The sequence below is a fragment of the Agreia sp. Leaf244 genome (genome assembly GCF_001422695.1).
In the GTDB taxonomy this organism is placed as follows: domain Bacteria; phylum Actinomycetota; class Actinomycetes; order Actinomycetales; family Microbacteriaceae; genus Agreia.
In genome coordinates this window covers 76,059-101,730 of the sequence record NZ_LMLX01000007.1, presented here as the reverse complement: position 1 = coordinate 101,730, position 25,672 = coordinate 76,059, and the positions used below count along the sequence as shown (strand labels likewise).

Sequence of the window (25,672 nt, the reverse complement as noted above, 5' to 3'; positions counted from 1 at the left end):
AGCCCATCGGCCTGGAGGCGAAGTTGATCGAATAACCAGCCGCGAGGACGTATGGCGCCAGGAGGCAGCTGGGTGGATCGGCCGTGGAGCGATGGCTTCAGCATGGCGAGCCTTTCTTTGCCGGGAAGATGAGTGTTGGTGTCGACGTCATCCGCGGAGCGCGCCGTTCACCAGACCTGAGACGTAGTAGCGCTGCAGGAAGAGATAGACCACGAGCACGGGGGCGATCGACAGCACGATGCCCGCCTGGAGGGCTCCGTAGTCGACGACCCCGTACGCTCCGGATTGCAGGCTGACCAGCATGATCGGCAGCGTGTACTGAGACCCGTCGTTGAGGAAGATGAGTGGAGCCAGGAATTCGTTCCAGGATGCGATGAAGGAGAAGAGCCCTACTGTCACCACACCGGGCATAACGAGTCGGAGGGACACACGGCGTAGGACGCCGATGTCACTGCACCCGTCGACGAGTGCTGCTTCCTCGAGCTCTCGCGGAATGGACTCAAAACTATTTCGCATCAGGATGACTCCGAAGGGCAGTTGGAACATGATGAGGATGAGGGCGACCCCGAACACCGTGTTCGTCAGGCCCAGGCTTCCCAGGACGATGTAGAGCGGCAGGAGAATGGTTGCGTATGGCACCATCAGGATCAGCAGGGTCGAGCCGAACAGGAGCCGTTTACCCCTGAAATCGAAGCGCGAGAAGCCGTAGCCTGCCAGCACCGTGACGAACACCGTCCCGCCGACGGACAGGACGCTGATCAGCACACTGTTGCCCAAGTAGACGCCGATTCCCTCTCCGTAGCTGGAGAGCTTCTCGTAGTTGCCAAGGGAGAAGGTCTGCGGGAACCAGGTCGGGGGTTGCTGGTTCGCCTCTGCGGGCGACTTCACCGAATTCAAGACAGCCCCGATGATGGGCAGAAGGAAAGCTGAGGCGAGGATGGCGCTGAACAGGTGATACCCCGTGCCCGCGATGGCGGACCGGCGGCGGTTCCTTGCCGGCCTCCGACCGCGTGCGAGGGTGATCGCCGCAGTACCGGACGATGGGGCCATTCGGTCATCGCTCTCAGGTCAGTCGTTCTTTGCGCGAAGGAATCGGAATTGCACCGAATTCAGGACGACCAGCGCCGCCAGAAGCACGATCGACAGCGCAGCTGCTTCTCCGAGGTCGAACTGCTCGAAGGCTGTGTTGTAGACGGCGAACATTATGGTGACCGTGCTGTTGTCGGGGCCTCCCCGGGTGAGGACGAGGAACTGGTCGAACGCGAGCAGGGACCCCGTGACAGAGAGCATAAAGAGCAGGGCCAGGGTGGGGCGAAGGTACGGGAAGGTGATGTACCGCAAGCGCTGCATGGTGCTTGCCCCATCCATCCTCGCCGCTTCGTACAGCTGGTCGGGAATCGACTGCAGCCCCACGAGCAGCACCAGCACTTGGAATCCGATGAACTTCCACACAACGAGCGTTAGCACGGTGAACAGCGCCTGCGGTGGCGTGCTGAGGAAGCCCCACGGTCCGTCGGTCAGCCCCACCGCCTGGAGCACTTCGTTCGCTATCCCGTTCTGGTCGTTCACGCTGGTGTACCAGATGAGGGAGGCCGCGGCGGTCCCGACAACGTAGGGCAGGAAGAACGCCGTTCGGTAGAAGCGCGCGCCCCGCCGCCGAGAGTTGGAGATCGCCACCAGCACGAAGGAGACGGCGAAGATGATAATTGTCGCAATGAGGGTGTAGATCAGAGTGAAGCTGATGGCTCCCAAAAACAGGTCATTGGAGCCGATCGCGGCGTAGTTGTCCATACCATTCGGCGTCGGTCCGCCGAGGAGCGGCCAGTCCTGGAAGGACATGAATACCAGGACACCGAGCGGGATGAGGAATACCACTGCGACCACGAGCGCGAGTGGTGCGACAAGAAGCATCCCTAGACCGGATGAGCGAGCGCGTCCGCCGAACTTCCGCCGCAGGCTTATCGACGTGGTGTCGGTCTTCTCCCTCAGGGCTGTCATCGTGATCTGCGTGATCGGGTAGAGGCGGTAACTCCCCGGTCCGACGGGGCGGGGACCTTATTGGGCATCGTCGATTATCACCTGGATCTTCTCCTGCGCCTCTGCAAGAGCGGCGTCATCCCCGTTGAAGATGTAGGCGCGCAGACCCTGCAGCCAGGGACCCGTTGCGCTGTTGAAGATCTCGCCGTAGGGGAGCGTCGCCGGCGTGTATCCGTTCTGCAGGCCCTCGATTGCCTCGATCATGATCGCGTTGTCCGCCGTGTAGTCGTTGTCAGCGAGATCGTACCTCGGCGTCAAAAACCCGCCTTTCGCCCAGACCTCGAGCTGCGGCTCATCTGTCAGCGACCACTCCAGGAACTCGGTCGCGGCCTCCACCTGGTTGGACGAACGGGTGATTCCCACTACGTCCCCGCCTACGAAGGTGGCGCTCGCCGAACCGTCTGGCGCCGGCAGGGGCGCGATCCCCCAGTCGAACGGGACGTCCGCAAGCCCACCGAAGTTGAAGGTCCCCACCGGAAGGATGCCTATCTGGCCGGCGTTGAATGCTGCGGTCCACGTGGCTCCATCGTCAGACTGTGCAGCCGAGGGCACGAGATCGTCGGCGAAGAGCTTGCGGTAGAGGTCGGCCACGGAAGCCATCGCGTCGCTGTCGACATCGGCCTTCGTGCCGTCATCTGAGAGGGGAGGCATGCCTGCGGCAGCGGCGTACGGCATCACGGAGAATGACATGCAGCCGGCGCAGTTCCCCGCGAAGTAGAACCCATAGATGTCGCCGCCCAGGGCGCGCACAGCACTGGCCTGCTCATAGATTTCATCAAAGCTCGTAGGCGGTGCTTCCGGGTCAAGACCTGCCTGCTCATAGAGCGACTTGTTGTAGATGATGAGTGAGGACTCGACTAGCAGCGGCAGGCCGTAAATCTTGCCATCCTTACTGGCGGCTTCTTGGTGTGCTTGCGAGAGGTCGTCCTTGAACGGGAGGGAGTCCGCCAAGTCGGTGATGTCTAGGTAGATGCCATCCGCGACGTAGTTCGGCGAGTAGACGACGTCGGATCCAAGGATGTCGGGCAGCGAGTTCGAACCGGCCGCAGCACCCACCTTCTGCTGGTAGGTATCGCCGGGGATGACGGTCAAGTCGATCTGCGTGTCGTGCGTGGAGTTCCAGAGGTCGACGAGCACCTGGACGGGCTCGCCCTCGGTGTGGCGGACCCACATCGTCATCTCGCCGTCGGCGCCGTCGTCAGACCCGCAGGCAGTGAGCACGAGGCCCATCGACACGACTGCGATCGCCGCGGCGAAACGATGCCGTCGCATCCCGCGGCTGATTCTGACGCTCATGATTTCCCCTTTGAACTCAGTAAGGCCACCGCATTCCGGAAATCGCGGCTAACGATTTCCGTTTACCATATAGTCGAGATTCACGCGGTCGCAACGTAATTGATGTAACGATGTCAGAATAATTTCAGGAAACATTTCCGAGGAGGCGCAGTGACGCGCAGGCAGTTGACGACGGTGACCGACGTGGCCCGTCTCGCGGGAGTCTCCCCGGGTACTGTGTCCAAGGCCCTCTCCGGACAGGGCCAACTGCGCAGCGCTACCCGCGAACGAGTCCTCGCTGCCGCAAAGGAGCTCGGGTACCGGCCCAGTCAGCTTGCCAAGAGCCTCCAGACAGGGCGCTCGTACATGGTCGGTGTCCTCACCACCGACAGCATCGGTCGGTTCACCATCCCCATCCTGACCGGCGCCGAGGACGTGCTCGAGGCTGGTCAGGTCTCGATGATGCTCTGCGAGAGCAGAGGTGACCGCGTGCGCGAGCGGCACTACCTCCAGACGATGCTCTCTCGAAGAGTGGACGGCATTATCGTCACCGGGCGATCGAGCGACGAGCGGCCTTCGATCGGCGACGATCTCCCGGTACCGGTCGTGTACGCACTCAACAAGTCGACCGATCCGTCGGACATCTCGGTGCTCCACGACGACCGCAACGGCGCCGCGCTCGCCATAGAACACCTCATTAGTACGGGCCGTCGCCGGATCGTCCTCATCTCGGGGCCTCCACATCACGCGGCGACGACCAATCGACATTCAGGGACCATCGAGGCGCTCCACCGCGCAGGCCTGCATCTTGCTGCGGACCCCGTTTTCGGACCCTGGAGTGAGGAGTGGGGCCGAGAAGCCGCAGCGTGGCTCGTAAGAGCGGGCGTCGAATTCGACGGGGCGTTCTGCATGAGCGACCAGATAGCGCGCGGGTTCTCCGACGGCTTGCGCGAGCTCGGGCTGCGCGTGCCGAACGACGTTGGCATTGTCGGCATGGACAATTGGGACGCAATGGTGGGCGCATCCCGACCACCACTGACCACCATCGACCTCCAGATGTCGAGACTGGGATACGTCGCGGCGAGCCTGATGCTTGCGCAGATCGATGGAGAGGACATTGAGGGAGGCAGTCGACTCGTACCGAGCATCCTCGTAATGCGCGAGTCGACGCGGGTCGCCACCGCCTGACGTCGAGTTGCAACGGAGGATCCAACGAAAGTCACTAAGAAGCGGGCCTATTCTCGGTCGCTCACTGCAGCGATTATCGAGCGGCTAGTCGAGGGTCGACCAGAATTCGCGGAGCGCTGCTGCTGCCGGGACGGGGTTTTCGACCGGCCACCAGTGGCCCAGCCCTTCGAGAACGACGACTTTGGCCCCGGCCTGATCTGCGGCCCAGCGATGCATTGCCGCAGTGCCATTGCCGTCGTCTGCGCCGGCGATGAGAGACAATCCTGGTCGCGTGGCCGCGTTGGGCAGTCCCCGACCAGCGTCGGACATAAAGGGCTGGGCGGCTGAGCGAAGAAGGGACAGCACGGCTCGGCTCATCTCGGCGTCGAGACCCGCGGCGATGCGCTCTCCGGTCGGACCGTGCATGCCTAGACCATCCACTACGGCAAGGCGTTCCGTCAGGGTGCCCTCGAAGAGCTGCGCCACGAGTTCCTCTCCCTTTTCCGGTGTCTGCCAGGTCTGGGCAAGCGGATGCCAGACGTAGTCGGGGGAGTACACACCGAGGCCGTCGGACACCCAGCTGCGGAGAAGGTCGGGCCTCGTCATGGCGATCTGGACGGTGTGGGCGCCTCCCCAGTCGTGGCCTACCAGGTCAACGGGTCGACCGAAGGCCTCAAGCTGGGAGGCGAGCCAAAACCGGTATCCCGTCGCGGAGACGTCGAAACCGCTGGGAATCGGTGCGCCGAACCCCGGGGGAGAGACGAGGAATGCATCGGCCCGATCCAGCTCGGAAAGCAGCGGCCCCCAGACCGCGGCATTCTCGGGATTGCCGTGAACAAAGACCAGGGGAGTTCGTTCAGCCACTATTTTCTCCTTGTGTCGAGTCGCGATCTAATTCCGCGGCCGTTTCGGGTCGAGTCGTCAGCCAACCGCCCCGCAGCGACAACACAAGCACCGATACAGGTGCGAGGGGACCTTCAATATAGCCGGTTGTGAATACAGTGTAGCCATAACAACTCGACGCAGGTTCGGACTGTTTCCCCGCGAAGACGCAGCGCACCTCCGTCGACTCGCACATCAGGCAGTCGACTCGGCCGGGTCCGCGACCTGGAGCGATATTGCACCAACGGCAGAAGAGTGCAATAATGCACTCTATGAATGAAAGTGCAACGATCGATCGGCGTCAGCGGCGCATGGTCGAGACGGCATCCCGCCTCACCTCGATCTCGCGTCGGCTCACGGCCGAACACGGGCTCGGCGGGTTCACGATCGAAGAGCTCTGCGACCTGGTCGGCGTCTCGCGGCGCACCTTCTTCAACTACTTCCGCACGAAAGAAGACGCCGTCATCGGCGCCGATCCCGAGGCCGAGTCGCTCGTCTTCGCCGAGCAGTTCCGGGCCCGCGGGTCGCGCGGCTGGCCCGTGGTGATCGACGACCTGCTCGAGCTGGCCATCCATCACTTCGGTGCCATGGAGGGCACGGCCGAGGAGCACGCCCACTTCTTCGCCGCCCTCGACCGCGAACCGCGACTGCTCAAGCGCTTCATCGGCATGAACATCGAACGCGAGAAGCAGGTGATCGCCCTCGTCGCCGAACGCGAGGGCGTCACGACCGACGACCTGCGGGCGCAGGCCGTCGTGCACATCTTGTTCAGCCTTCTGCGCAGCGTCGGCGACCGCCTGCACGACCTCGCCGGCCCGCCCGATCTCGCTTCCCTCCTCACCGAGTCCCTCGCCGCCGCACGCATCGTGATGGCCGCTCCCACTCCTCGAAAGGCCCACCCGTGACCACTGCTTCCACCGCCGAGAGGCCGATGCTCCTCACGAAGAGGCGCATCTGGATCATCTTCGGCGCACTCATCGCCGGCATGCTGCTCTCGAGCCTCGACCAGACGATCGTCTCCACCGCCATGCCCACCATCGTCGGGCAGCTCGGCGGCGTCGAGCACCAGGTCTGGCTGACCACGGCCTACCTGCTCGCGACCACGATCGTGATGCCCGTCTACGGCAAATTCGGTGACGTTCTCGGCCGCCGCAATCTGTTCCTCATCGCCATCGCGCTGTTCACGATCGCCTCGGTCGGCTGCGCATTCGCGGGCGACTTCACCCAGCTCATCGTCTTCCGCGCCATGCAGGGCCTGGGCGGCGGCGGACTCATGATCCTGTCGCAGGCGATCATCGCCGACATCGTTCCGGCTTCCGAGCGCGGCAAGTACCTCGGCCCGCTGGGCGCGATCTTCGGCCTCTCCGCCGTCGGCGGCCCCCTGCTCGGCGGATTCTTCGTCGACCACCTCACCTGGCAGTGGGCGTTCTACATCAACATCCCCGTGGGCATCGCGGCGTTCGCCATCGCCTGGTTCGCGCTGCGGCTGCCGAGCAAGAAGGCCACGCAGCCGATCGACATCCTCGGTGTGATCCTGCTCTCCGCCTTCACGACCTGCCTCATCTTCTTCACCGACTTCGGCGGCGACAAGACCGACCACGGATGGACAGCCCCCGAGACCTGGATGTTCGGAGGCGGCATGCTGGTCGCCGCCATCCTCTTCGTCATCGTCGAGGCGCGCGCGAAAGACCCGGTCATCCCGCTGGCGCTCTTCAAGAACCGCACCTTCGTCAACGCGACCCTGATCGGGCTCACCCTCGGCCTCGGCATGTTCTCGGCCATCGGCTTCATCCCCACGTTCCTGCAGATGTCGTCGGGAACCTCCGCCGCGGCATCCGGACTGCTGATGCTGCCCATGATGGCGGGCCTCATCGGCACGTCGATCGTCTCGGGAATCGCGATCACCCGCACGGGCCGCTACAAGCTCTTCCCGATCGTGGGAACGCTGCTGACGGCCGCCGCGATGGTCGCCATGACGACGCTGACCGCCGACACGCCTATCTGGCTGATCTGCGTGTTCCTGTTCGTCTTCGGCGCGGGCCTGGGCCTCATCATGCAGGTCGTCGTTCTCGTTGCGCAGAACTCGGTGAACCCGTCGATGGTCGGAACCGCGACGAGCACGAACAACTACTTCCGCGAGGTCGGCGCCTCGCTGGGTGTGGCCGTGTTCGGCACGATCTTCACCACCCGCCTCTCCGAGAACCTCACGACGGTGTTCACGAACGCCGGCGCCAGTGCATCGGATGCCGCGGCCTCGACATCGACGCTCGACCCGCAGACGCTCTCCCAGCTGCCCGACAGCGTGCGCGACGGCATCGTCACGGCCTACGCCGACGCGCTGGCGCCCGTGTTCTGGTACCTGCTGCCGTTCATCGGCCTGGCTTTCCTGCTGTCGCTGTTCCTCAAGCAGATCCCGCTGTCCGACGTCGCCGGCCTCGTGGCCCGCGGAGAGGCCGTCGGGGGAGAGGAAGCCGAACGCCTCGAGGCCGAGGAGCGCGCTGCCGCGGTATCCGCCTCGGACAGCACGGATGTGCCCGAGAGGTCACACGCCGACGACCGCAGCTGACCGCGGCCGCCAGACCAGCGTGAGCACGATGCCGATGGCGGCGCCGAAGACCGTCTCCACGAGGCGATCGGCGATGAGTGCGCCGCCGTCGGCCGCGTGGGCGAGTTCGACCATGCACAGGGCGAGGGGTGTGACGAATACCATCGTCAGGCCGTAGTTGCGGCCGACGAACAGTTCGGCCGCCACCTGCAGCGCGACCACGACGGCGATCGTGCCGAGCGCGGGCAGGTCGAGTGCGAAGAGAACGGCTGCGAGGCCGATGCCGACGACCGTGCCCAGGATGCGGTGGCCGGCGCGCACGAGCCGCGCCGTCGCATCCGGGCCCGACAGGGCGGCCACCACCGCGACCATCGCCCAGTACGGATGCCCGATGCCCGCCAGGGTGGGCACGGCTCCGGCGACCAGGACTCCCGTGACCAGGCGCGCGACGGCGGATGCTTCGCCCGGCTTGGCGAGGGCGTCTCGGAACGACACGGCGAAGGTCGAACGAGGCCGGTGCCTGGCAGACGGCCGGACCGCTCCGACGGCGCCGACGGCCAGCGACAGAGCTGCGCTGGCGGATGCGACGGCCAGGGCGAGACCGATCGTTGCGGGCGAGCTCGGCACCGATGCGCACGCCGCGACGGCGAAGGCGACGAACAGCGCGCCGGGCGGGTGGAGCGCGACGGCGTTCGACAGCAGGGTGGCGAGCGCGGCGGCGGCCGCGACGACCGGCACGACGATCCACTCGCGCGCGTCGGAGATGCCGACGGCAGTTCCGACCACGACGGCCGAGACCATCATGGCGGCCGCCACGGACTGCATGCGGAACCGGGCCAGGTGGCTGTGGCTTCGCCCGTACAGCGAGGTGAACGCGCCGAAGGTGGCGTACAGCGACAACTCGAGGTGGCCGGTGAACCAGAGCGCGAGCAGAGGGGCGGCCATCGAGATGCCGGCGCGGAGGGCCACGGTGTGCGCCCCGTTGTGCGGGCCGAAGGCGACGAGATGGCGGGCGCGAGGTAGGGTGGCGGAACTCATTGGATATAGTTTACTAGTAAATTACTTCTGGGAGGGCCGATGATCGACCGCACGCCCGACGCGCGCCGACCGGCGGACGCGGTCGACGACATCCAAGCCGAATGGCGTCGGCTGAGGCCAGACCTCGATCTCGACGCCATCGGCATCGTGGGGCGCGTGCTGCGCAGCGCCGCTCGCATCGTGCACCACAGCGACGACGTGCTCGCCGCCCACGGCCTCACCCGTGGAGAGTTCGACATCCTCGCCGCACTTCGGCGCTCCGGTGCGCTGATGTCGCCCGGCGAACTGCGCACCATCTCCCTCGCGACCGCCCCGTCGACGACGAAGAGGCTCAAGGGGCTCGAGCATCGCGGCCTGGTGCAGCGGTCGTCGAACCCGGCAGACGGCAGGGGAGCGTTGATCGCCTTGACCGACTCCGGCCGCGCCCTCACCGACGAGGTGTTTCCCCTGCAGCTCTCCGCCGAGGAGGCTCTTCTGGCCGGACTCACGACCGACGAGCGCGCCGCCCTCGAGCGCTCCCTGGCGCTGCTTCTGGCCAGTATCGAGCGCGAGTGAAGCGCAGGCCCGCTCCGTACCTATAATTCGACGTATGCTCCGGGGGATGATTCGCGCGTCCCACCCGGGGCCCGCCGCCGCCGTCACGCTCGTCACCGTGGTCCTGGCCATCGGAACGGGCGTCGAGCCGATGCGGGTCGTCCTGGTCGGTGCTGCCATGCTGGCGGGCCAGCTGTCGATCGGGTGGAGCAACGACTGGATCGACGCCGACCGCGATACGGCCGTCGCCCGCTCGGACAAGCCCATCGCATCCGGTCTGGTCACCCGCTCTGCGGTTCGAGCCGCGGCCATCGCGGCCGCCGCGATCGCGATCCCGCTCTCCCTGCTGCTCGGCCCCCTCGCGGCGGTCGTGAACATCGTGGGCATCGCATCCGGCTGGAGCTACAACGCGTGGCTCAAGCGCACGCTCGCATCGGGAGTGCCCTATCTCGTGACCTTCGGAACGCTTCCGCTGTTCGTGACGCTGTCACTCTCGGAGCCCCGACCCTCGACCTGGTGGGCGATCGCCGTGGGAGCGCTTCTGGGCTTCGGCGCGCACTTCGCCAATGTGCTGCCCGATCTCGCCGACGACGCCCGCACGGGAGTTCGGGGACTGCCGCACGCCCTCGGGCGCGGGGCGTCGAGCGTGATCGCCTTCGCCTCGCTGGCACTCGCCTCGATTGTGGCATGCCTCGGTATCGCGGCCGCCTCGCCCGCGCTCGTCGTGGTGGCGGTGATCGGGCTCGTCGCCGGGGTGGCCCTCGCGGTCGCGGGCATCATGCTGGCCCTGACCAGACCGCCGACGCGACTGCTGTTCCAGCTCATCATCGCCAGCGCCGTCGTCGACGTGATCCTGCTGGCTGTGGCGGGACCGGCTATCGTCGCGCGGTGATCAATACCAGTGCGGCGAGCGGGCGTTCCAGCTGGACAGGGCGTTGCACGGGGTGCCGTATCTGTCGCTGATGTAGATGAGACCCCAGGTGATCTGGGTGGCTGCGTTGGTTCGCCAGTCCGTGCCGACGCTGTCCATCTTGTTGGCCGGCAGCGACTGCGGAATTCCGTAAGCGCCGCTGTCTGTGTTGTAGGCGTTCACGCGCCAGCCCGATTCCCCGTTCCACAGCCTGACGAGGCATCCGAACTGGTCGCCGCCCCAGCCGTAGTTGCCGAGAACCGATGACGCGTACGCCTGCGCTTCGGCCGGCGATGCCACCGACGACGAGTCCGGCACCCACGAGCTGCCGTCCCCTCCGGAGTCGGAGGCCGCTGCCGCTGCTGCCGCTGCGTCGGCAGCAGCCGCGTCGGCGGCTGCTTTGCGCGCGGCCTCCTCGGCGATCTTGGCCTGGCCCTCGCGGTAGCCCTGCTCGGCAGCTGCGGTCGAGTTCTTGAGAGAGGCGAGCTGCTCGTAGAGGGTGGCGCTGTGCGCCTTCTCTTCGGCGACCTGGGCATCGACCGCAGCCTGGGCGTCTTCGGCGGCCTCGAGCGCTGCCTGGGCCTCGGTCGACAAGCGATCGCGCTCGGCGAGCGCGGCATCGGCCTGGGCCCGCAGCGACGAGGCGTTGTTCGCCGCGATCTCGGCCGCGTCGCGCAGACCGACCGTCTGCGAGGTCAGCTGGCTCATGGTTCCGAGCTTGTAGAGGAGCTCGTCGGACTTCTCCCCGTTGAGCAGCAGATTGACCGTGCCGTTGTCGCCGCCCGATTTGTAGAGCTGGGCCGCGATCTGGCCGACCTGCTTCTTCGTGGCCTCGGCCGTCGCCGCCGCCTGGTCGGCGCGGGTCTCGAGGTCGTCGGCGGAGGTCTGCGCCGCGTCTCTGTTGTAGGTCGCGATGTAGTACTCCTCACCGCGCTTCAGGGCCTCGTTGCTGAGGGTGGTCGCCGTCTCCTCGAGCTCGTCGAGCAGCCCGGTGATGCGGTCGGCCTCCGCCTGGGCGGTGGCCTCGTTCTGCTTGGCGGCCTGCACGTCATCCCACGAGGGGTAGTCGGCCGCGCGGAGCGGCCCGGCGGCCGCACCCGTCAACGGCACCGCGACGAGCGCGGTGACCGTTGCGAGCACGCCGAGGAATCGCAGAACGGGGTGGGCCATGGTTCAAGGGTAGGCGACCCGTCTGGGAATCCCGGGATGAGGGGGACTACGAGAAGATCGGGTCGCGGGTGCGGCTGCGCTTGAGCTCGAAGAAGCCGTCGTACGAGGCGACCGCGACCACGCCGTCCCAGAGGGCGAGCGCCTCGTCTCCATGGGGAGCGGGGGAGATGACGGGGCCGAAGAACGCCACGCCGTTCACCGCGATGATCGGGGTTCCGACGTCGTCGCCGACGAGGTCGATGCCACTGCGGTGCGACGCGCGGAGCTCGGCCTCGAACTCGAACCGGCCATCGGCATCCGGAAGCGCGCGATCGGCGATCGACGCATCGAGACCCGCCTCGGCCAGCGACTCGGCGACCACGGCCTCGACGTCGGTCGCCCGCTCGTCGAGATGGATGCGCGTGCCGAGCGCGTCGTACAGCGGCTTGAGCGTGGCCTCGCCGTGCAGCGCCTCGGCGGTCGCCACCACCCGGGCGTAGCGCAGGGCACGGGGGAAGAACGCGCGGTAGGACTCGTCGACGTCGTTGTTCTCGTTGAGGATCGCCAGGCTCATGATGTGCCAGTGCACATCGAGGTCGCGGTGGCCCGCGACCTCATCGACCCAGCGGCTCGCCATCCACGCCCAGGGGCAGGAGGGGTCGAACCAGAAATCCACGCGTGTTCTGTCATTGGTCATGGTGCAATCCTCTCAACTGTGTCGTCGCATGACGACATTCATCGCGCATTCAGGATCTCGTTTCCTCGGCATGGAATAATCCGGGAGGTACATGCATTTGTATCGAAGTGGGTTCTGCTCCCACTCCCTTCTGTCTCAGACGAAAAGAGAAATCATGACCGACACGATCACCATCCCGGGTTACAAGGCCGGCACCTGGACCATCGACCCCTCGCACTCCGAGGTCTCGTTCAGCGTTCGCCACCTGCTCATCAGCAAGGTCAAGGGCAAGTTCGAGAAGTTCGACGCCACGTTCACCACGGGCGAGAACCCCCTCGACTCGAGCGTCTCCGCCAAGGCCGAGGTCGTCTCGATCAACACGAACGACGAGAACCGCGACGGTCACCTGCGCACCAATGACTTCTTCGACGCTCCCACGCACCCCGAGCTGACCTTCGTGTCCACGGGCATCCGCTACGAGGGCGGCGACTTCCTCGTCGACGGCGACCTCACCATCAAGGGCGTCACCAAGCCCGTCACGTTCGACCTCGAGTTCGGCGGCTTCCAGGACGACCTGTACGGCAACTACAAGGCCGGACTGACCGCGACCACCAAGATCAACCGCAACGACTTCGGTGTCAGCTGGAACGCGCCGCTCGAGACCGGCGGAGTCCTCGTCGGCGACGAGGTCACCATCACGATCGACCTTCAGGCCTCGCTGCAGAAGTAGTCGCACCCCCGGCGGGTCATCCGCCTGTCGAAGCCGTCGCCCGGAATCACCGGGCGGCGGCTTCGTCGTTTCACGGGAGAGCGCGCCGTACCGGCCTGTTGGCGACTCGCTGCAGGATCGCGCTGAGCAGGTAGACAAAGAACGCCCACGGGCCGACGAACGCCGACAGCACGACCACGACGACGCCCAGCCCCACGGCGATGAGGCCGTTGGTGCGGAATCTGCGCCGGGTCTCGTCGGACAGGCCTTCCACGAGTCCGCGCTTCGAGCCGGTCGCGTACTGCCACTGCGCCACTCCCATCGCGACCACGAACAGGAAGTTGAGCGGCAGGGCGAGCCGCCCCGCCAGAAGCTCCGAGTACTCGCTGTTCAGGCTCGTGGTGAAGGGGATCAGCACCACCCCGAGCAGCCGCACCGTGTTGAGCAGGGTCAGCGTGCCGTCGATGCGTTCGAGGTACTCGAACTGCCGCACGTGCACCGACCAGAGAAAGCACAGCAGTAGAAAGCTGATCACGAACGAGAGCAGGTTCTGCTGCAGCCCGAGCAGCTGGTGCCACAGCTGATCGTTCGTCTTGGCCTTGTCGAACCCGTCGATCGTGAGGTCGAGCACCAGCAGGGTCGCCGCGATCGCGAAGACGCCGTCGGTGAAGGCCTCGACCCGTCGCGTCGAGACCGGCTGCCGTGCGGCCGAGGGGGGTTCCGCTGCCATGATCCGACTTTAGCGGCGTGCGGCCGTCAGGCCGAGGGCTTCGAGCGTCTCGTGCGGCCGCTCGACATGGGCGAAGTGGCCGCAGTCGCCGATCTCCGCGAGCGTCGCCTGCGGCATCGCCCCGAGCAGGCCCGTGAGGTCGCGGTACGGCACGAACGAGTCCGTGTCGCCCCGCACGGCCCAGACGGAGCAGCGGATGCCCCGCCACCGCCGCGCCGCATCGTAGCCGCGCGTCGCGTCGGCGGCGCGCACGAAGCTGTCGGGCCGCACCTCGTCGGCCAGCGCGTCGATCACCGAGCGCGGCACGCGCAGAGGGTGCCGGAACAGGGGACTCACGGCGAGTCTCAGCAGCCCACGGCGCCGCACGGCCTGCACTAGCCCGATCCCGCGGTCGTCGCCCATCCGAAGCGCCCGGAAAACGGCGAGCAGCATCGTGAAGCCGGGCACGGCCGAGAACGATCGCACCGGGTGCTCCACGCTGGCCAGCACCGAGAACGCCGTGGCCGAGATCAGCCGCACGGCCTCGACGTTGCCCGGTCGGGTCGCTGCCAGGTGCAGCGCGATGAACGCGCCGAGGGAGTGTCCCGTGATGTCGGCGCGGTCATATCCGAGCCGGGTGTGCACGACCTGCCACACGACGTCGGCGAGGGCGTCGAGGGTGAGCTGCGACCGGATGCGCGGGCCGGGCGAGGCGCCCCAGCCCGGCAGGTCGATGGCGACGACATCGGTGAGCGGGCGGCCCGCAGCGACCGCGGCCTCGAGCAGGGGCGTCCAGGTGGTCCACGATCCTGCCGCGCCGTGCAACAGGAGGGTTGCGGTCGATCCGCTCTTAGTGGGCGAGTGGTGCACGCGGACCGGCCCGAGAGGGGTGTCGACCGTGAGCGGTACGAGCTGCAGGGATGCCGCGTCGTCGACCAGGCCGAACGGGGCGTACTGCGGGGAGGCGGTGTCGAGATCGGTCATGTCTCCCCGTATTCGTAGGCGGCACAGGCGATGGATTGCGCCCGCGCAGCCCGGGCGTCGTTCAGGAGCCGATCACGCGTCGATCACGCGTCGATCACGCGTCGATCACGCGTCGACGACCGTGGTCGATCCGGGCTCCAGGCCGAGATACCGGGCGTAGCCCGCCGCAGCTCTCTCGACGCGCCCCACGGTCGTTCGCGCCATCGGTTCGAACGCGGTGGCCACCGTGTCGACCGTGCCGCGGCGGACCGTGCGCCGCCACGTGCCCACCACCTGCCCCTTCGCCACGACCATGGGCAGGAAGATGCCGTTCGCCCCCGGCACGACCCGCTCGCTGTGCTCGGGCGGAAGCACCGCATCGCGATCGGCGTACCCCAGGAGATACTCGTCGAAGCCGGGCAGCAGCAGTACGGGGGGAGCGGGAGAGGCCTCGGTCTGCTCGGCGCCGAGGTAGTAGACCGTGTCGTCGACGACGAGCTGTCGCAGTCGGTCGCCCGCACCCTCGATTGCTCTCCGGGCCTCCGGCACGAGGATCTTGCTCCACCACAGGAGGTCCCGCACTGTCGCCGGTCCGTGGGAGGTGAAGTAGCGCACGGCGAGCTCGGTCAGGGCCTCGTCGGGCGTGAGGCGACGAGGCTCGGGGATCCATTCGTCGGTGAGAACCACCGCCTGGCCCGAATCCTGCATCGGTCCGAAGCAGATGAGCCCGGTGTGAGCCAGGTACCAGAGCAGGTGTCCGCCTCGCTGATGGTCGGTGGCGACTCCGGATGCGTCGAGCTCGGCGAAGAGTTCGGCCCGCGACAGTCGGACGCCGCCCTGGAGGGCCCCGCGCACGACGTCGGCGGCGCGGGCGAAGACCGACTCGTCGAGGCCGAGGCCCGCGTGCCTCGTGGCTGCACCCCGCACGATCCTGTCGCGGGTGAGCTCGAGCATCCAGCCGAGATCGACCGCCGGGGTCACGTGGAGCGTTCCCCGAAAGGGCCACGAGCGCACGATCGCGCCCGTGTCGAACGCCCGGTCGACGTCGGCGAGCGTCGTGGAGGGACTGCGCACGGCCAGCGCCCACTGCGCGCTCGACAGGTCTTGCGCCTGCAGCGCGAGCATCGCCGTGGCCACGTCGGCGGGTGCGGTGAGCGTGCTGCCCGCGAGCTGCTGCGCGGCAAGCCGGAGGTTCGCGATCAGGGTGCGGTCTGTGCGGCGCATCTGCCTATTGTGCGCCCCGGCTCGCCCGCCGCACTACGAGGCCTCGCGCGCCTGGTGGCGCTGGGTCTGCTGCCACTGCGCCCACAGCGCCTTGAGGTCCCACGCATTGGTCGCCTCGATGGAGATGCCGCGCTCGCCCGTGCGCCTCGTCTTGCCCTGGATCACCATGAGCTTCGTGCCGAACAGCAGCGCACCCGCACGGTCTTGCGCCTCTTCAAAGAAGGTCGAGTCCGAGCATCCCGAACCGTCGTCGAGGCTGATGAAGACCACGCGTTTGCCACTGCGCATCGGTGGCGTCTGCGTGGCGACGCGGATGCCGGCCACCAGCACGGTGGTGCCGTTCCAGCACCCGAGCAGCTCGCTCGCGGGGATGACGCCCAGCTCGTCGAGCAGGGGGCGGTAGCTCTCGATCACGTGCTCGCTCACCTCCATCTGCAGAACATCGAGTTCGGTCGCGACGCGCTCGACCATGCTCGGTTCGGGATTCGCCTCGGTGAGCTGCTCGCGGTCGTCGACGAAGATCGGCAGTGTGGGCTGAGCGTTGCGCGTCGCCGGGCGTTTGGACCGGGCGACCAGCTCGCGCACCCGGGCCATCACATCTCCGCGGGTGGGCTGTGCGCCGCCCGACGAGCCGTCGTGCGCCGCGAGCGAGTCAAGGGCCCCGACGAGGGCGAGTCGGGTGAGCAGCGCGCGCGACGGTGCGGCCCGCTGGTAGAAGTCGCCGATGCCCGCGTAGGGCTGGCCTGCGAGGATGCGGTCGAGTTCTGCGGAACTGATGCCGTGCACGTCGCTGAGCGACAGCCGTATTCCCAGGATCACGTCGTCGGGATCGGCGAGCACGCCGTGCGATCGGGGCGGCTCGATGCGCTCGACCCTGTAGATGTCGCGCGAGGCGCTGACATCGAGCGGCAGGATGGGCACGCCCATGCGCCGGGCCTCGGCGAGCAGCAGCCGGCGCGGATACATGCCCGGGTCGTGGGTGAGCAGGGCGGCAACGAACTCGGCCGGATAGTGGGTCTTCAGCCAGGCGCTCTGAAACGTCGGCAGCGCGAAGGCCGCCCCGTGGGCCTTGCAGAACCCGAAGGAGCCGAAGCCCTTCAGCACAGCCCAGATGCGATCGATCGCGGCGTCGTCGTAGCGACGGACTCCCGCGGCGTCGACGTTGGCGGCGGTCTCGAGCCGGAACCGCTGCTCGACCATCGCTTCGGGATGCTCGATGGTTCGTCTCAGCTCGTCGCCCTCGGCGAGGGTGACCTGCATGCACAGGGCGAAGATGCGCAGGATCTGCTCGTGGTAGATGACGACGCCGTAGGTGCTCTCGAGGAAGGGGCGGAACGTCGGGTGCAGGTACTGCGGCTGGGCGAAGCCGTGCTTCACGTCGAGGAACGGAGCCACCATGTTGCCCTTCATCGGCCCTGGCCTGAACAGCGAGATATCGGCGATGAGGTCTTCGAACTCGGTGGGCTGCATCTTGCCGATGAGTTCGCGCTGGCCCGGGCTCTCGATCTGGAACATGCCGAGGGTGCGGGTCGTTCGGATCGCCTCGAACGTCGCCTCGTCGTCGAGCGGGATCTCGTCGAGCTCGATGATGCCGTCGGCGCTCACGTAGCGCGCGTCGACCGGAAGTCCGCCGGCATGGGCGGCGCGACGGCCGTGGATGCGCTGGATCTCGGACACCGCGTAGGCGAGGGAGCTCTGCATGCGCACGCCGAGCACGTCGAGCTTCAGCAGGCCCGCGTCGTCCATGTCGTGCTTGTCGTACTGGCTCATCGGAAGACCCATGCCGCTCGGCTGCACCGGGGTCGTGCTGAGCAGGTCGTCGTTGCCGAGGATCACGCCGCACGGGTGCATGCTGATGTGCCGGGGAAGACGGTCGAGCCGTTCGGTCAGATCGACGAGCATGTCGATCTGGGCGTCGTTCTTCACGAGCGCTGCGATCTCGCGCAGCTCGGGCTTCTCGGTGAGCACCTGGCGGAAGTCGCGGGCGTTGAACCGCCACAGGTTCGTGGCGACGAGGTCGATCTGGGCATCGTCGAGCCCGAGGGCGAGTCCGGCGTCGCGCGCCGCACCCCGTGCCCGGTAGGTGTTCTGCATCGACATGAGGCTGACCCTGTTCTGGCCGAAACGCTCGAAGATGGCCCGGTAGATGTCGTGCCGTCGGGCGGACTCGACGTCGATGTCGATGTCGGGCAGGGTCGACCTCGCGTTGCCGAGAAAGCGCTCGAACAGCAGATCGTGCCGCGCGGGATCGACGTTGGAGATGCGCAGCAGGTAGTTCACCAGGCTGCCCGCGCCGGAACCGCGCGCCTGGTTGCGCACATTCATGGAGCGCATCAGCGACGACACCTCGGCCACGGTGAGGAAGTAGCTGGCGAAGCCGAACCCGGCGATCGTCGAGAGCTCGTCGTCGAGGCGCGTTCGCAGCGACTCGAGCTCGCTCGGTTTCGCATCGGCATAACGCTCGAGCAGCCCTGATTCGCTGCGGCGGCGCAGTTCGACGACCGGGTCGCCCTCGATGCCGAGCACGGCCGAAGAGGGGATCTTGGGGCGACGCCAGGCCAGGTCTGCGTGCGCGTCGAGCCGGCAGGCGTCTGCAAGGCGTTCGGTGGCGGAGAGCAGCTGTTCGGCGGCGGATCGGGGCAGGGCCGAATGATCGACGACGAGCAGGGCGAGCCGCCTCATGGTCTCGGCGGGCTTGAGCCAGGCCTGCGCATTGGGCTGCGGCTGGAAGGCGCCGAGGGGTCGGAGCCTGTCGGCCGCGTCGAGCACGTCACCGGTGACGGCGTCGTCGGGTTGCAGGTAGCGCACGGCATTGCTGAGAACGGCGGGAACACCGACCGTGTCGGCCAGCTCGAGCAGGCGCGCGGCATGCCGGATGCTCGCCCGGTCGCCCGGCTCGGTGAGGTGGCACACGATCTCGACCGCGAGCGCGCCCGGCAGCAGGCGCTTCCACTCGGTCAGAAGAGAGGCCGCCAGAGAGAGGTCTGCGGCGGCGACGGCCTGTGCCACGTCGGAATCGGGTCCGAGCAGCACGGTCGCGACGGGGCCGGATTCGCCGAGGATGAACCCGCTCGGCCTGGACTTCTGCACACCGACATCGCCAGGCTGCCGGGGCATGCCGTCGGCGGCCGGGCTGTGGGCCGCGCTGATGAGACGGCAGAGCGCGGCCCACCCCTCGCCGGAGTTCTGGCCGTGGGCGAGCACGGTGATGCGGGCGGGCGCCGCCGCCGCGGCTGTCGCGAGGTCGGCGGACGCGCCGCGTCGTCGTTCGGGCAGTAGCGCGAGATCGACGCCGACGATCGCGTCGATGCCGGCGGAGAGGCAGGCGCGCACGTGGCGGATCGCGCCGTAGAGGCCGTCGCGATCGGTGATGGCCGCGGCCTCGGCGCCGTCGTGCACGGCGGCGGCCACGAGGGCCTCGGGCTGCGACGTGCCGAAGTGCGCCGAATAGGCCGACGCGACATGCAGATGAGTGAACCGGGCCATGGTCGTCAGGCGAAGAGCTGTGCGTCGAGCACGTCGTCGGATGCGCGGCTCAGGCTCCAGACGCCGGTGGCCGCGTGCAGACCGAGGTCGAACGTGCCGTCGAGCAGGGAGGCGCCGGAGGTGAGGGGCAGGGCGTCGACCCTCCACATCTCACGGTCGATCAGGGTGTGGCCCGCGCCGCGCGGCGCACGGGCATCGAGCTGCCACCAGGGACGTCGCGCGAACCAGCGTTCCGGGGCGCTGATGACCCCGTAGACGACACCTCGCCACACGAAGCGCGCGGGGGAGCCGTCGTCGGACAGCTCGACGCTCACGGGTTCGTCGATGTTCATGGGCCGCTCTCCGATCGGGAGACATTCGAATATATCTTCTATATTCGAAGTGTACGAAGCAGCACCGACATGCGCCAGTCGACCCGGCGTGGCGGCAGACGACTCAGGGTGCCAGACGTCTCAGAGTGCCAGGCGACTCAGAGAACGCCGGCGTCGTGGAGCTGGTCGGAGAGGCCGGCGCCGTCGGGCGCGTAGACCCAGGTGGCCCCGGTGCGCTCGGTGTGCACCTCGTCTTTCGAGCGGCCACCGGCCAGCACGGCCTCGCTGTTCGAGAGCTGCCGGATCGCGACCGCGGCGACGTTCTTCGGGAAGTCGGTCGTGAACTCGGCGTAGATCTCCTCGTCGTGCTGGCCGTCGTCGCCGATCAACAGCCATCGCATGTCGGGGAACTCCCGGGCGAGCCGGCGCAGGTTCTCACGCTTGTGTTCGCGCCCGCTCCGGAACCAGCGGTCGTGGGTCGGCCCCCAGTCGGTGAGCAGCAGCGGGCCCGCGGGGTAGAGGTTGCGCGAGAGGAAACGAGTGAGGGTGGGAGCCACGTTCCAGGCGCCCGTCGAGAGGTAGATCACGGGAGAACCCGGGTTCTCCGTGGTCAGGCGCTCGAGCAGCACGGCCATTCCGGGCGTGGGCACTCGGGCGTGCTCGTCGAGCACGAAGGTGTTCCACGCGGCGAGCAGCGGACGCGGCAGCGCCGTGACCATCACCGTGTCGTCGATATCGCTCACCACGCCGAAGCGGATCAAGGGGTCGAGCACGAACACGGGGGCCTCGACGGTCTTGCCGCCCTCCGTTCCGATCGTGACCGTCTGCCAACCGGGCTCGAGCGCGACCTCGATGACGACATCCACGACCCCGCCGCGGTCGGCCGCGACGGTGTGCGACTGTCCGCCCGCCTCGATCGTGACCGGCACCTTGCCGAACGGCACGCTCGTGAAGCTGCGCCATCCCCTGATGCTCTCGATGTGCTTCTGGGCCTTGCGGTCCGCTCGCGAGCCCGGGCGCGGAGGCGTCGTGAGAAGCACTCGGGCGAGTACCCGCAGCCACGTGGTCGAGCCGTATCCCGCGTAGGGGATGATCGTCGGGACCTTGCCGCTGGCCTGCGCACGCTTCTGCCGGAACTCGTGCACGGCGTCTTCGATGCGCGCCGCGCGATGCATGATGACCTCGGCACCCTGCTTGGCCGAGAGTGTCTTGTCTGCTTTCCGCACACCCCAGTGTTGCACGCATCCCCTGTCGGGGTCGGGGTCAGTGAATCGGCAGCACGAGTTCCGGAGAGTCGTTGCCGACCGTGCCGACGGCCGTGCCGACCGTGTGGAACACCATGTCGTCGGCGAGTTCCTCGGCCGCGAGGGAGATCTCCGCCAGAAGCCGTGCGTCTCCCGTGGTGCGCGGGTCGAGCCAGTCCTCCATGAGGCCCGGCTCCAGGAACACCGGCATCCTCTCGTGCAGCGACGCGAGCGGGCCTGCGCCCTCCCTTGTCAGGATCGTCGTCGACAGCAGCCAGCGCGCGGGGTCGTCGGCCGCAACGGTCGGGTTGCGCCACCATTCGTACAGGCCCGCGAAGAGGATGGGCTCCTCGTCGCCTGACGACACGAACTGCGGCGTCTTGCCGCCGTCGGGCGCGACCAGCCACTCGTAGTAGCCCGAGGCGGGGATCGCCGCACGGCGGGAGACGACGGCCTCGCGGAAGGCCGGTTTCTCAGCGGCGGTCTCGATGCGCGCGTTGAACAGGGGTGCGGATGCCGTGGGCTCGGTCGCGAACGACGGCACGAGTCCCCAGCGCGCCGCCTCCAGCCGCCTCAGCACCTCGGGGGCGTTCTCGTCGGTCGCCGCGGCGCGATTGACCGCGTCGATGATCACCGGGATGCGCTGGGTCGGCGCGACGTTCCACGACGGCTCCGGCAGGTCCGCCCCCTCCACATCGACGTCGAAGAGGGCGACGAGGTCGCCGGCTGCACGGGACACGACGAAACGACCACACATGTGCTCTATTCTGCCGCCCCGGCGCAACTAGTATGATCACGACATCCCCATTGAAAGGATCGGCGCCGTGCCCAACAACGTCTTCGAGGAAACCCGCGCCGAGGCCGTACAGGTGCGCAACGAGCCGATCCAGGCGCGCAGCTCCGACCGCATCGCCGCCCTGCTCGACGCCGCCGCCGCCGTTGTCGACGAAGTGGGCATCGAGCGCCTCACGACCGCCCTCGTCGCCGATCGCGCCGAAGCTTCTATCGGCACCGTCTACCGCTACTTCCCCGACCGCATCGCGGTGCTGACCGCCCTCGGCACGCGCAGCGTCGAGCGCTTCCTGCGCCAGTTCGAGGCAGACCTGGCCGAGAAGAAGCCCGCCGGATGGGTCGACGCCGTCGTTGTGTCGATCGGATCGTCCGTGGCGATGCACCGTGGCGAGGTGGGATTCACCTCCATCCGGCTCGGTGACCTCGTCTCCTCGCCCGAGACCGACGTCTCGCGCATCAAGTCGCACCGCATCGCCCAGACCCTGCGCGACGTGCTCGTCGACGACTACGGAATGCCGCAGGACGCGGCCCTGCTCACGCGTCTCGAGATCGCGGTCACCATGATGGACGCCCTCCTCGTGCGCGCGTTCATGCTCGGAGGCACCGGCGACGAGAAGATCATCGGCGAGTGCGAGCAGATCGTGCACGACTACCTCACGGGGCACTACGAGAGCGACTCGCAGACCGTCTGACGCGCGACCGGCTGCACCTTAGCCTGCCGGACACAATTCGTCATGCCCAGCGGGTGTGCTTTGCCTATCGAGGCGCTCCGTGTTTGGCTGGTCATACACGCGTGCACTCGGGCGCGCCAGACGAACGGGCCAAGACATGATCGAGTTCCGTCAGGTGTCGAAGCAGTTCCCCGACGGCACACTCGCCGTCGATGACTTCAGCTTGGTCATCCCCTCGCGCAAGACCACGGTCTTCGTGGGCTCCTCGGGCTGTGGCAAGACCACCATCCTCCGCATGATCAACCGCATGATCGACCGCACGTCGGGTTCGATCGAGATCGATGGCGAAGACATCGTCGGACTCGACAAGGTAAAGCTCCGTCGGCGCATCGGCTACGTCATGCAGAACTCCGGCCTGCTGCCTCACCGCAAGGTCATCGACAACGTGGCGACCGTCCCCCTGCTCAACGGCGTGCCGAAGAAGCAGGCCCACGCACGGGCCATCGAGCTGCTCGACACAGTCGGCCTCGATCGTTCCCTCGCGAACCGCTACCCGAGTCAGCTCTCGGGCGGGCAGCAGCAGCGTGTGGGTGTCGCGCGCGGGCTCGCGGCCGACCCGAACATCCTGCTCATGGACGAGCCGTTCGGCGCCGTCGACCCCCTGGTGCGCGCCGAACTGCAGCAGGAGCTCATCCGCCTGCAGCGCGAACTCGACAAGACCGTCGTCTTCGTCACCCACGACATCGACGAGGCCTTCCTCCTGGGCGACCAGGTCGTCATCCTGCAGAAGGGCGGCGTCATCGTGCAGAAGGGGTCTCCCACCGAGATCCTCAGCGCCCCGGCGAACGACTTCGTCGCCGACTTCATCGGGGCGACGAAGGGCAAGCGGGCACTGCACATCGACCGCCGAGACGGCCGCGAGGTCGTACTCGACAGCGAGGGCCGCGCGGCCGGGGTGCTGGTAGACGGCCCCACCGGCGGCAGCAAAGACGCGCCCGCATGAACTGGGTCATCGAGAACCTGCCCCTCATCGGCCAGCGCACCCTCGAGCACCTCGCCCTCAGCATCCCGCCGATCGTCCTGAGCTTCGTGCTGTCGGTTCCGCTCGGCTGGCTGGCCAACCGCTACCGACCGAGCCGCGGCGTGCTGCTCACCGTGCTCGGCCTGCTGTACGCGGTCCCGTCGCTGCCCCTGCTCATCGTTCTTCCGATCATCCTCGGAACCGGCGCGAGGGACTCGATCAACGTCGTCGTCGCTCTCACCCTCTATGGCATCGCACTGATGGTGCGCACGACATCGGATGCGCTCGGCTCGGTCTCGCAGGACATCAGCCAGTCGGCCACCGCGATGGGATTCTCGCCCTGGACGCGCTTCTGGAAGGTCGATCTGCCGTTGGCGGGGCCGGTGCTGCTCGCCGGCATCCGGGTCGTGGCCGTCAGCACCGTCAGCCTGGTGACCGTCGGCGCGGTCCTCGGCATCAAGAGCCTCGGCCTGCTCTTCACTGACGGATTGCAGCGCAACATCGTGGCCGAGGTATTCGCCGGCATGGTCGCCACCATCGCCCTCGCCCTGGTGATCGACGCCGTGCTCGTGCTCATCGGCAGACTGGTGATGCCATGGACGCGCGCGACACGCGTCGCCTCGACCCGCCGCGCACGTCTGACAGCAGAGGCGGCCGCATCGTGAACCTCCTCATCGAGGCATTCGCCTGGATCTTCGATCCCGCACATCAAAGCGGTCCGAACGGTATTCCGATCCGCCTGGTGCAGCACCTCACCATCAGCCTCGTCGTGCTGGTGATCTCGAGCGTCATTGCCATTCCCCTCGGCTATCTCATCGGCCACACCGGCCGCGGTCGTAGCCTTGCCGTGAGCCTCACCGGAGGGTTCCGGGCGCTTCCGACCCTCGGACTGCTCATCATCCTCGCGCTCTGGCTCGGCATCGGCGTGGAGGCGCCCGTCATCGCCCTGGTGGTGCTTGCAGTCCCGCCCATCCTGGCCGGCGCCTACTCCGGTTTCGAGGCGATCGATCGTCGCACGATCGACGCCGCCAGGGCCGTGGGAATGACGGAGTGGCAGATCGTGCGCAAGGTCGAGATTCCTCTCGGCCTGCCGCTTCTGATCGGCGGCCTCCGCTCCGGCACGCTGCAGATCATCGCGACGGCCACGCTCGCCGACTACGTGGGCGCCGGCGGGCTGGGGCGGTTCATCTTCGTGGGCTTGAAGTCCAACGACTACCCGCAGATGCTCGCGGGTTCTGTTCTCGTGATAGCGCTCGCGTTGCTCAGCGAGGGAATCTTCGCGATCATCCAGAAGTTGGTCGTACCACGCGGCGTCGTCGCGAACCAGAACACAGACGTCCGCACGCCGTCATCCCGACGCGTGGCGGTGGTGGGGTCTCCCACCGAAGAGAGGAAATAACGATGTTCACAGCAAACATTAAGAAGGGCCGGGTCGTCGCAGGCGTTATCGCGGTCGGCGCCGTGGTGGCGCTGGCAGGGTGCGCAACGAGCGATCCGCTGGACGCCGGATCGAGTGACTCGGCCAGCACCGACTCCATCGTCATCGGTTCGCAGGACTACTACTCGAGCGAGATCATCGCCGAGATCTACGCCCAGGCGCTCGAGGCCAACGACTACACCGTCGACCGCCAGTTCCGCATCGGTCAGCGCGAGGTCTACCTTCCCGAGATCGAGGACGGCAAGATCGACCTGTTCCCCGAGTACACCGGAAGCCTGCTGCAGGCGCTCGAGCCCGACACGACGGCCACGACGAGCGATGACGTCTACACCGCGCTCGAGTCGGCCCTGCCCGACGGCCTGCGCGTGCTCGACAAGTCGGAGGCATCCGACCAGAACTCGTACACGGTCACCGAGGCCTACGCCTCCGAGAACAACCTGACCGACATTGCGTCGCTCAAGAACGTGAAGACCCCGATCGTCGTCGGCGGCAACGCCGAACTCGAGACCCGTCCCTACGGTCCCGCCACGCTGAAGGAGAAGTACGGCATCGACACGACGTTCCAGTCGATCGAGGACTCCGGCGGACCGCTGACCGTGAAGGCGCTCGTCGACAACACGATCCAGCTGGGAAACATCTACACGGCCGACCCCAACATCAAGTCCAACAACCTCGTGGCCCTCACCGACCCCGACGGACTGTTCGTGGCCGACAACGTCGTTCCCGTCGCATCGACCAAGGTCGACGACAAGGCGGCCGACATCATCAACAAGGTCAGCGCAGCGCTGACGGAAGACGACCTGGTCGACCTCAACTCGCAGAGCGTCAACGACCAGAAGTCGGCCGAGGTCATCGCCAAGGCCTGGCTCGACGAGAAGAAGCTCTTCTAGT

25 protein-coding genes are annotated in these 25,672 nt (G+C 67.2%); 11 read left to right on the top strand and 14 right to left on the bottom strand.

The window, feature by feature from the left end:
* Positions 1-147: 147 nt before the first annotated feature.
* The 3 genes from ASF06_RS18030 to ASF06_RS18020 all read right to left on the bottom strand — a co-directional run bounded on the left by ASF06_RS18030 (position 148) and on the right by ASF06_RS18020 (position 3,333).
* Positions 148-1,050 (bottom strand): carbohydrate ABC transporter permease, encoded by a 903-nt coding sequence (locus ASF06_RS18030; protein WP_055950307.1) that lies wholly within the window; start codon positions 1,048-1,050, stop codon positions 148-150.
* An 18-nt stretch (positions 1,051-1,068) separates the two neighbouring features.
* Entirely contained in the window at positions 1,069-1,911 is an 843-nt protein-coding gene (locus ASF06_RS18025; protein ID WP_162237726.1) for a carbohydrate ABC transporter permease, read from the bottom strand.
* 144 nt (positions 1,912-2,055) lie between these two features.
* Positions 2,056-3,333, bottom strand: a complete 1,278-nt coding sequence (locus ASF06_RS18020; protein ID WP_055950304.1) for an ABC transporter substrate-binding protein — start codon at positions 3,331-3,333, stop codon at positions 2,056-2,058.
* Between the two features lie 150 nt (positions 3,334-3,483).
* Here ASF06_RS18020 and ASF06_RS18015 point away from each other — a divergent pair, with 150 nt between their 5' ends.
* Positions 3,484-4,500, top strand: a complete 1,017-nt coding sequence (locus ASF06_RS18015; protein ID WP_055950301.1) for a LacI family DNA-binding transcriptional regulator — start codon at positions 3,484-3,486, stop codon at positions 4,498-4,500.
* An 84-nt stretch (positions 4,501-4,584) separates the two neighbouring features.
* Here the strand turns inward: ASF06_RS18015 and ASF06_RS18010 are convergent, their stop codons facing one another.
* A complete protein-coding gene (locus ASF06_RS18010) occupies positions 4,585-5,343 on the bottom strand; it encodes an alpha/beta fold hydrolase (RefSeq protein ID WP_235501068.1) in 759 nt (252 codons plus the stop codon).
* 290 nt (positions 5,344-5,633) lie between these two features.
* Here ASF06_RS18010 and ASF06_RS18005 point away from each other — a divergent pair, with 290 nt between their 5' ends.
* Together ASF06_RS18005 and ASF06_RS18000 are read left to right on the top strand one after the other, a co-directional pair.
* Complete coding sequence (locus tag ASF06_RS18005; protein WP_162237725.1) at positions 5,634-6,266, top strand: TetR/AcrR family transcriptional regulator; 633 nt, start codon at positions 5,634-5,636, stop codon at positions 6,264-6,266.
* Between the two features lie 26 nt (positions 6,267-6,292).
* Positions 6,293-7,927, top strand: a complete 1,635-nt coding sequence (locus tag ASF06_RS18000) for an MDR family MFS transporter (protein WP_055950427.1) — start codon at positions 6,293-6,295, stop codon at positions 7,925-7,927.
* Here ASF06_RS18000 and ASF06_RS17995 read toward each other — a convergent pair.
* Positions 7,904-8,944 carry an FUSC family protein gene (locus ASF06_RS17995; protein ID WP_055950295.1) on the bottom strand — a complete coding sequence of 347 codons (1,041 nt, stop codon included), beginning with the start codon at positions 8,942-8,944 and terminating at the stop codon, positions 7,904-7,906. The two genes, ASF06_RS18000 and ASF06_RS17995, sit on opposite strands and share 24 nt — an antisense overlap.
* A 39-nt stretch (positions 8,945-8,983) precedes the next feature.
* Between ASF06_RS17995 and ASF06_RS17990 the strand changes: the two genes are divergently transcribed.
* Together ASF06_RS17990 and ASF06_RS17985 are read left to right on the top strand one after the other, a co-directional pair.
* Positions 8,984-9,499: a MarR family winged helix-turn-helix transcriptional regulator gene (locus tag ASF06_RS17990; RefSeq protein WP_055950291.1), complete on the top strand. Its 516-nt coding sequence runs from the start codon at positions 8,984-8,986 to the stop codon at positions 9,497-9,499.
* Positions 9,500-9,545: 46 nt separating this feature from the next.
* On the top strand, positions 9,546-10,370 hold the full coding sequence (locus tag ASF06_RS17985; RefSeq protein WP_235501067.1) for a UbiA family prenyltransferase: 825 nt from the start codon (positions 9,546-9,548) through the stop codon (positions 10,368-10,370).
* Here the strand turns inward: ASF06_RS17985 and ASF06_RS17980 are convergent, their stop codons facing one another.
* Together ASF06_RS17980 and ASF06_RS17975 are read right to left on the bottom strand one after the other, a co-directional pair.
* Positions 10,371-11,558 carry a coiled-coil domain-containing protein gene (locus tag ASF06_RS17980; RefSeq protein WP_055950285.1) on the bottom strand — a complete coding sequence of 396 codons (1,188 nt, stop codon included), beginning with the start codon at positions 11,556-11,558 and terminating at the stop codon, positions 10,371-10,373. It abuts the gene before it with no gap.
* A 46-nt stretch (positions 11,559-11,604) separates the two neighbouring features.
* The gene (locus ASF06_RS17975) at positions 11,605-12,234 is read right to left on the bottom strand and encodes a mycothiol-dependent nitroreductase Rv2466c family protein (protein ID WP_055950282.1); all 630 of its coding nucleotides are present in this window, start codon (positions 12,232-12,234) and stop codon (positions 11,605-11,607) included.
* 154 nt (positions 12,235-12,388) lie between these two features.
* On the opposite strand from ASF06_RS17975, the gene ASF06_RS17970 reads away from it, so the two are divergent.
* Positions 12,389-12,943, top strand: coding sequence for a YceI family protein (locus ASF06_RS17970; protein WP_055931921.1), 555 nt, complete (start codon positions 12,389-12,391; stop codon positions 12,941-12,943).
* Positions 12,944-13,013: 70 nt separating this feature from the next.
* Here the strand turns inward: ASF06_RS17970 and ASF06_RS17965 are convergent, their stop codons facing one another.
* From ASF06_RS17965 to ASF06_RS17935, 7 genes are all read right to left on the bottom strand, one after another.
* Positions 13,014-13,652 carry a TMEM175 family protein gene (locus ASF06_RS17965; RefSeq protein ID WP_055950279.1) on the bottom strand — a complete coding sequence of 213 codons (639 nt, stop codon included), beginning with the start codon at positions 13,650-13,652 and terminating at the stop codon, positions 13,014-13,016.
* A gap of 9 nt (positions 13,653-13,661) precedes the next feature.
* Positions 13,662-14,615: an alpha/beta fold hydrolase gene (locus ASF06_RS17960; protein ID WP_055950276.1), complete on the bottom strand. Its 954-nt coding sequence runs from the start codon at positions 14,613-14,615 to the stop codon at positions 13,662-13,664.
* Positions 14,616-14,720: 105 nt separating this feature from the next.
* Positions 14,721-15,818 carry a winged helix DNA-binding domain-containing protein gene (locus ASF06_RS17955; RefSeq protein WP_055950273.1) on the bottom strand — a complete coding sequence of 366 codons (1,098 nt, stop codon included), beginning with the start codon at positions 15,816-15,818 and terminating at the stop codon, positions 14,721-14,723.
* A gap of 33 nt (positions 15,819-15,851) precedes the next feature.
* Complete coding sequence (locus tag ASF06_RS17950) at positions 15,852-19,304, bottom strand: DNA polymerase III subunit alpha (RefSeq protein ID WP_055950271.1); 3,453 nt, start codon at positions 19,302-19,304, stop codon at positions 15,852-15,854.
* Between the two features lie 5 nt (positions 19,305-19,309).
* Positions 19,310-19,636: a DUF6504 family protein gene (locus ASF06_RS17945; RefSeq protein WP_055950268.1), complete on the bottom strand. Its 327-nt coding sequence runs from the start codon at positions 19,634-19,636 to the stop codon at positions 19,310-19,312.
* 137 nt (positions 19,637-19,773) lie between these two features.
* The gene (locus tag ASF06_RS17940; RefSeq protein ID WP_055950425.1) at positions 19,774-20,790 is read right to left on the bottom strand and encodes an App1 family protein; all 1,017 of its coding nucleotides are present in this window, start codon (positions 20,788-20,790) and stop codon (positions 19,774-19,776) included.
* A gap of 88 nt (positions 20,791-20,878) precedes the next feature.
* Entirely contained in the window at positions 20,879-21,616 is a 738-nt protein-coding gene (locus ASF06_RS17935) for an SOS response-associated peptidase (protein WP_055950265.1), read from the bottom strand.
* A 67-nt stretch (positions 21,617-21,683) separates the two neighbouring features.
* Here ASF06_RS17935 and ASF06_RS17930 point away from each other — a divergent pair, with 67 nt between their 5' ends.
* From ASF06_RS17930 to ASF06_RS17910, 5 genes are all read left to right on the top strand, one after another.
* Positions 21,684-22,343: a TetR/AcrR family transcriptional regulator gene (locus ASF06_RS17930; protein ID WP_055950263.1), complete on the top strand. Its 660-nt coding sequence runs from the start codon at positions 21,684-21,686 to the stop codon at positions 22,341-22,343.
* Between the two features lie 136 nt (positions 22,344-22,479).
* On the top strand, positions 22,480-23,325 hold the full coding sequence (locus ASF06_RS17925; protein ID WP_055950261.1) for an ABC transporter ATP-binding protein: 846 nt from the start codon (positions 22,480-22,482) through the stop codon (positions 23,323-23,325).
* Positions 23,322-24,008 (top strand): ABC transporter permease, encoded by a 687-nt coding sequence (locus ASF06_RS17920; RefSeq protein ID WP_055950258.1) that lies wholly within the window; start codon positions 23,322-23,324, stop codon positions 24,006-24,008. Before ASF06_RS17925 ends, ASF06_RS17920 begins: the two co-directional genes overlap by 4 nt.
* The gene (locus ASF06_RS17915; RefSeq protein ID WP_055950422.1) at positions 24,005-24,742 is read left to right on the top strand and encodes an ABC transporter permease; all 738 of its coding nucleotides are present in this window, start codon (positions 24,005-24,007) and stop codon (positions 24,740-24,742) included. Before ASF06_RS17920 ends, ASF06_RS17915 begins: the two co-directional genes overlap by 4 nt.
* 2 nt (positions 24,743-24,744) lie before the next feature.
* Positions 24,745-25,671 (top strand): ABC transporter substrate-binding protein, encoded by a 927-nt coding sequence (locus ASF06_RS17910; RefSeq protein ID WP_055950254.1) that lies wholly within the window; start codon positions 24,745-24,747, stop codon positions 25,669-25,671.
* Position 25,672: the final 1 nt, after the last annotated feature.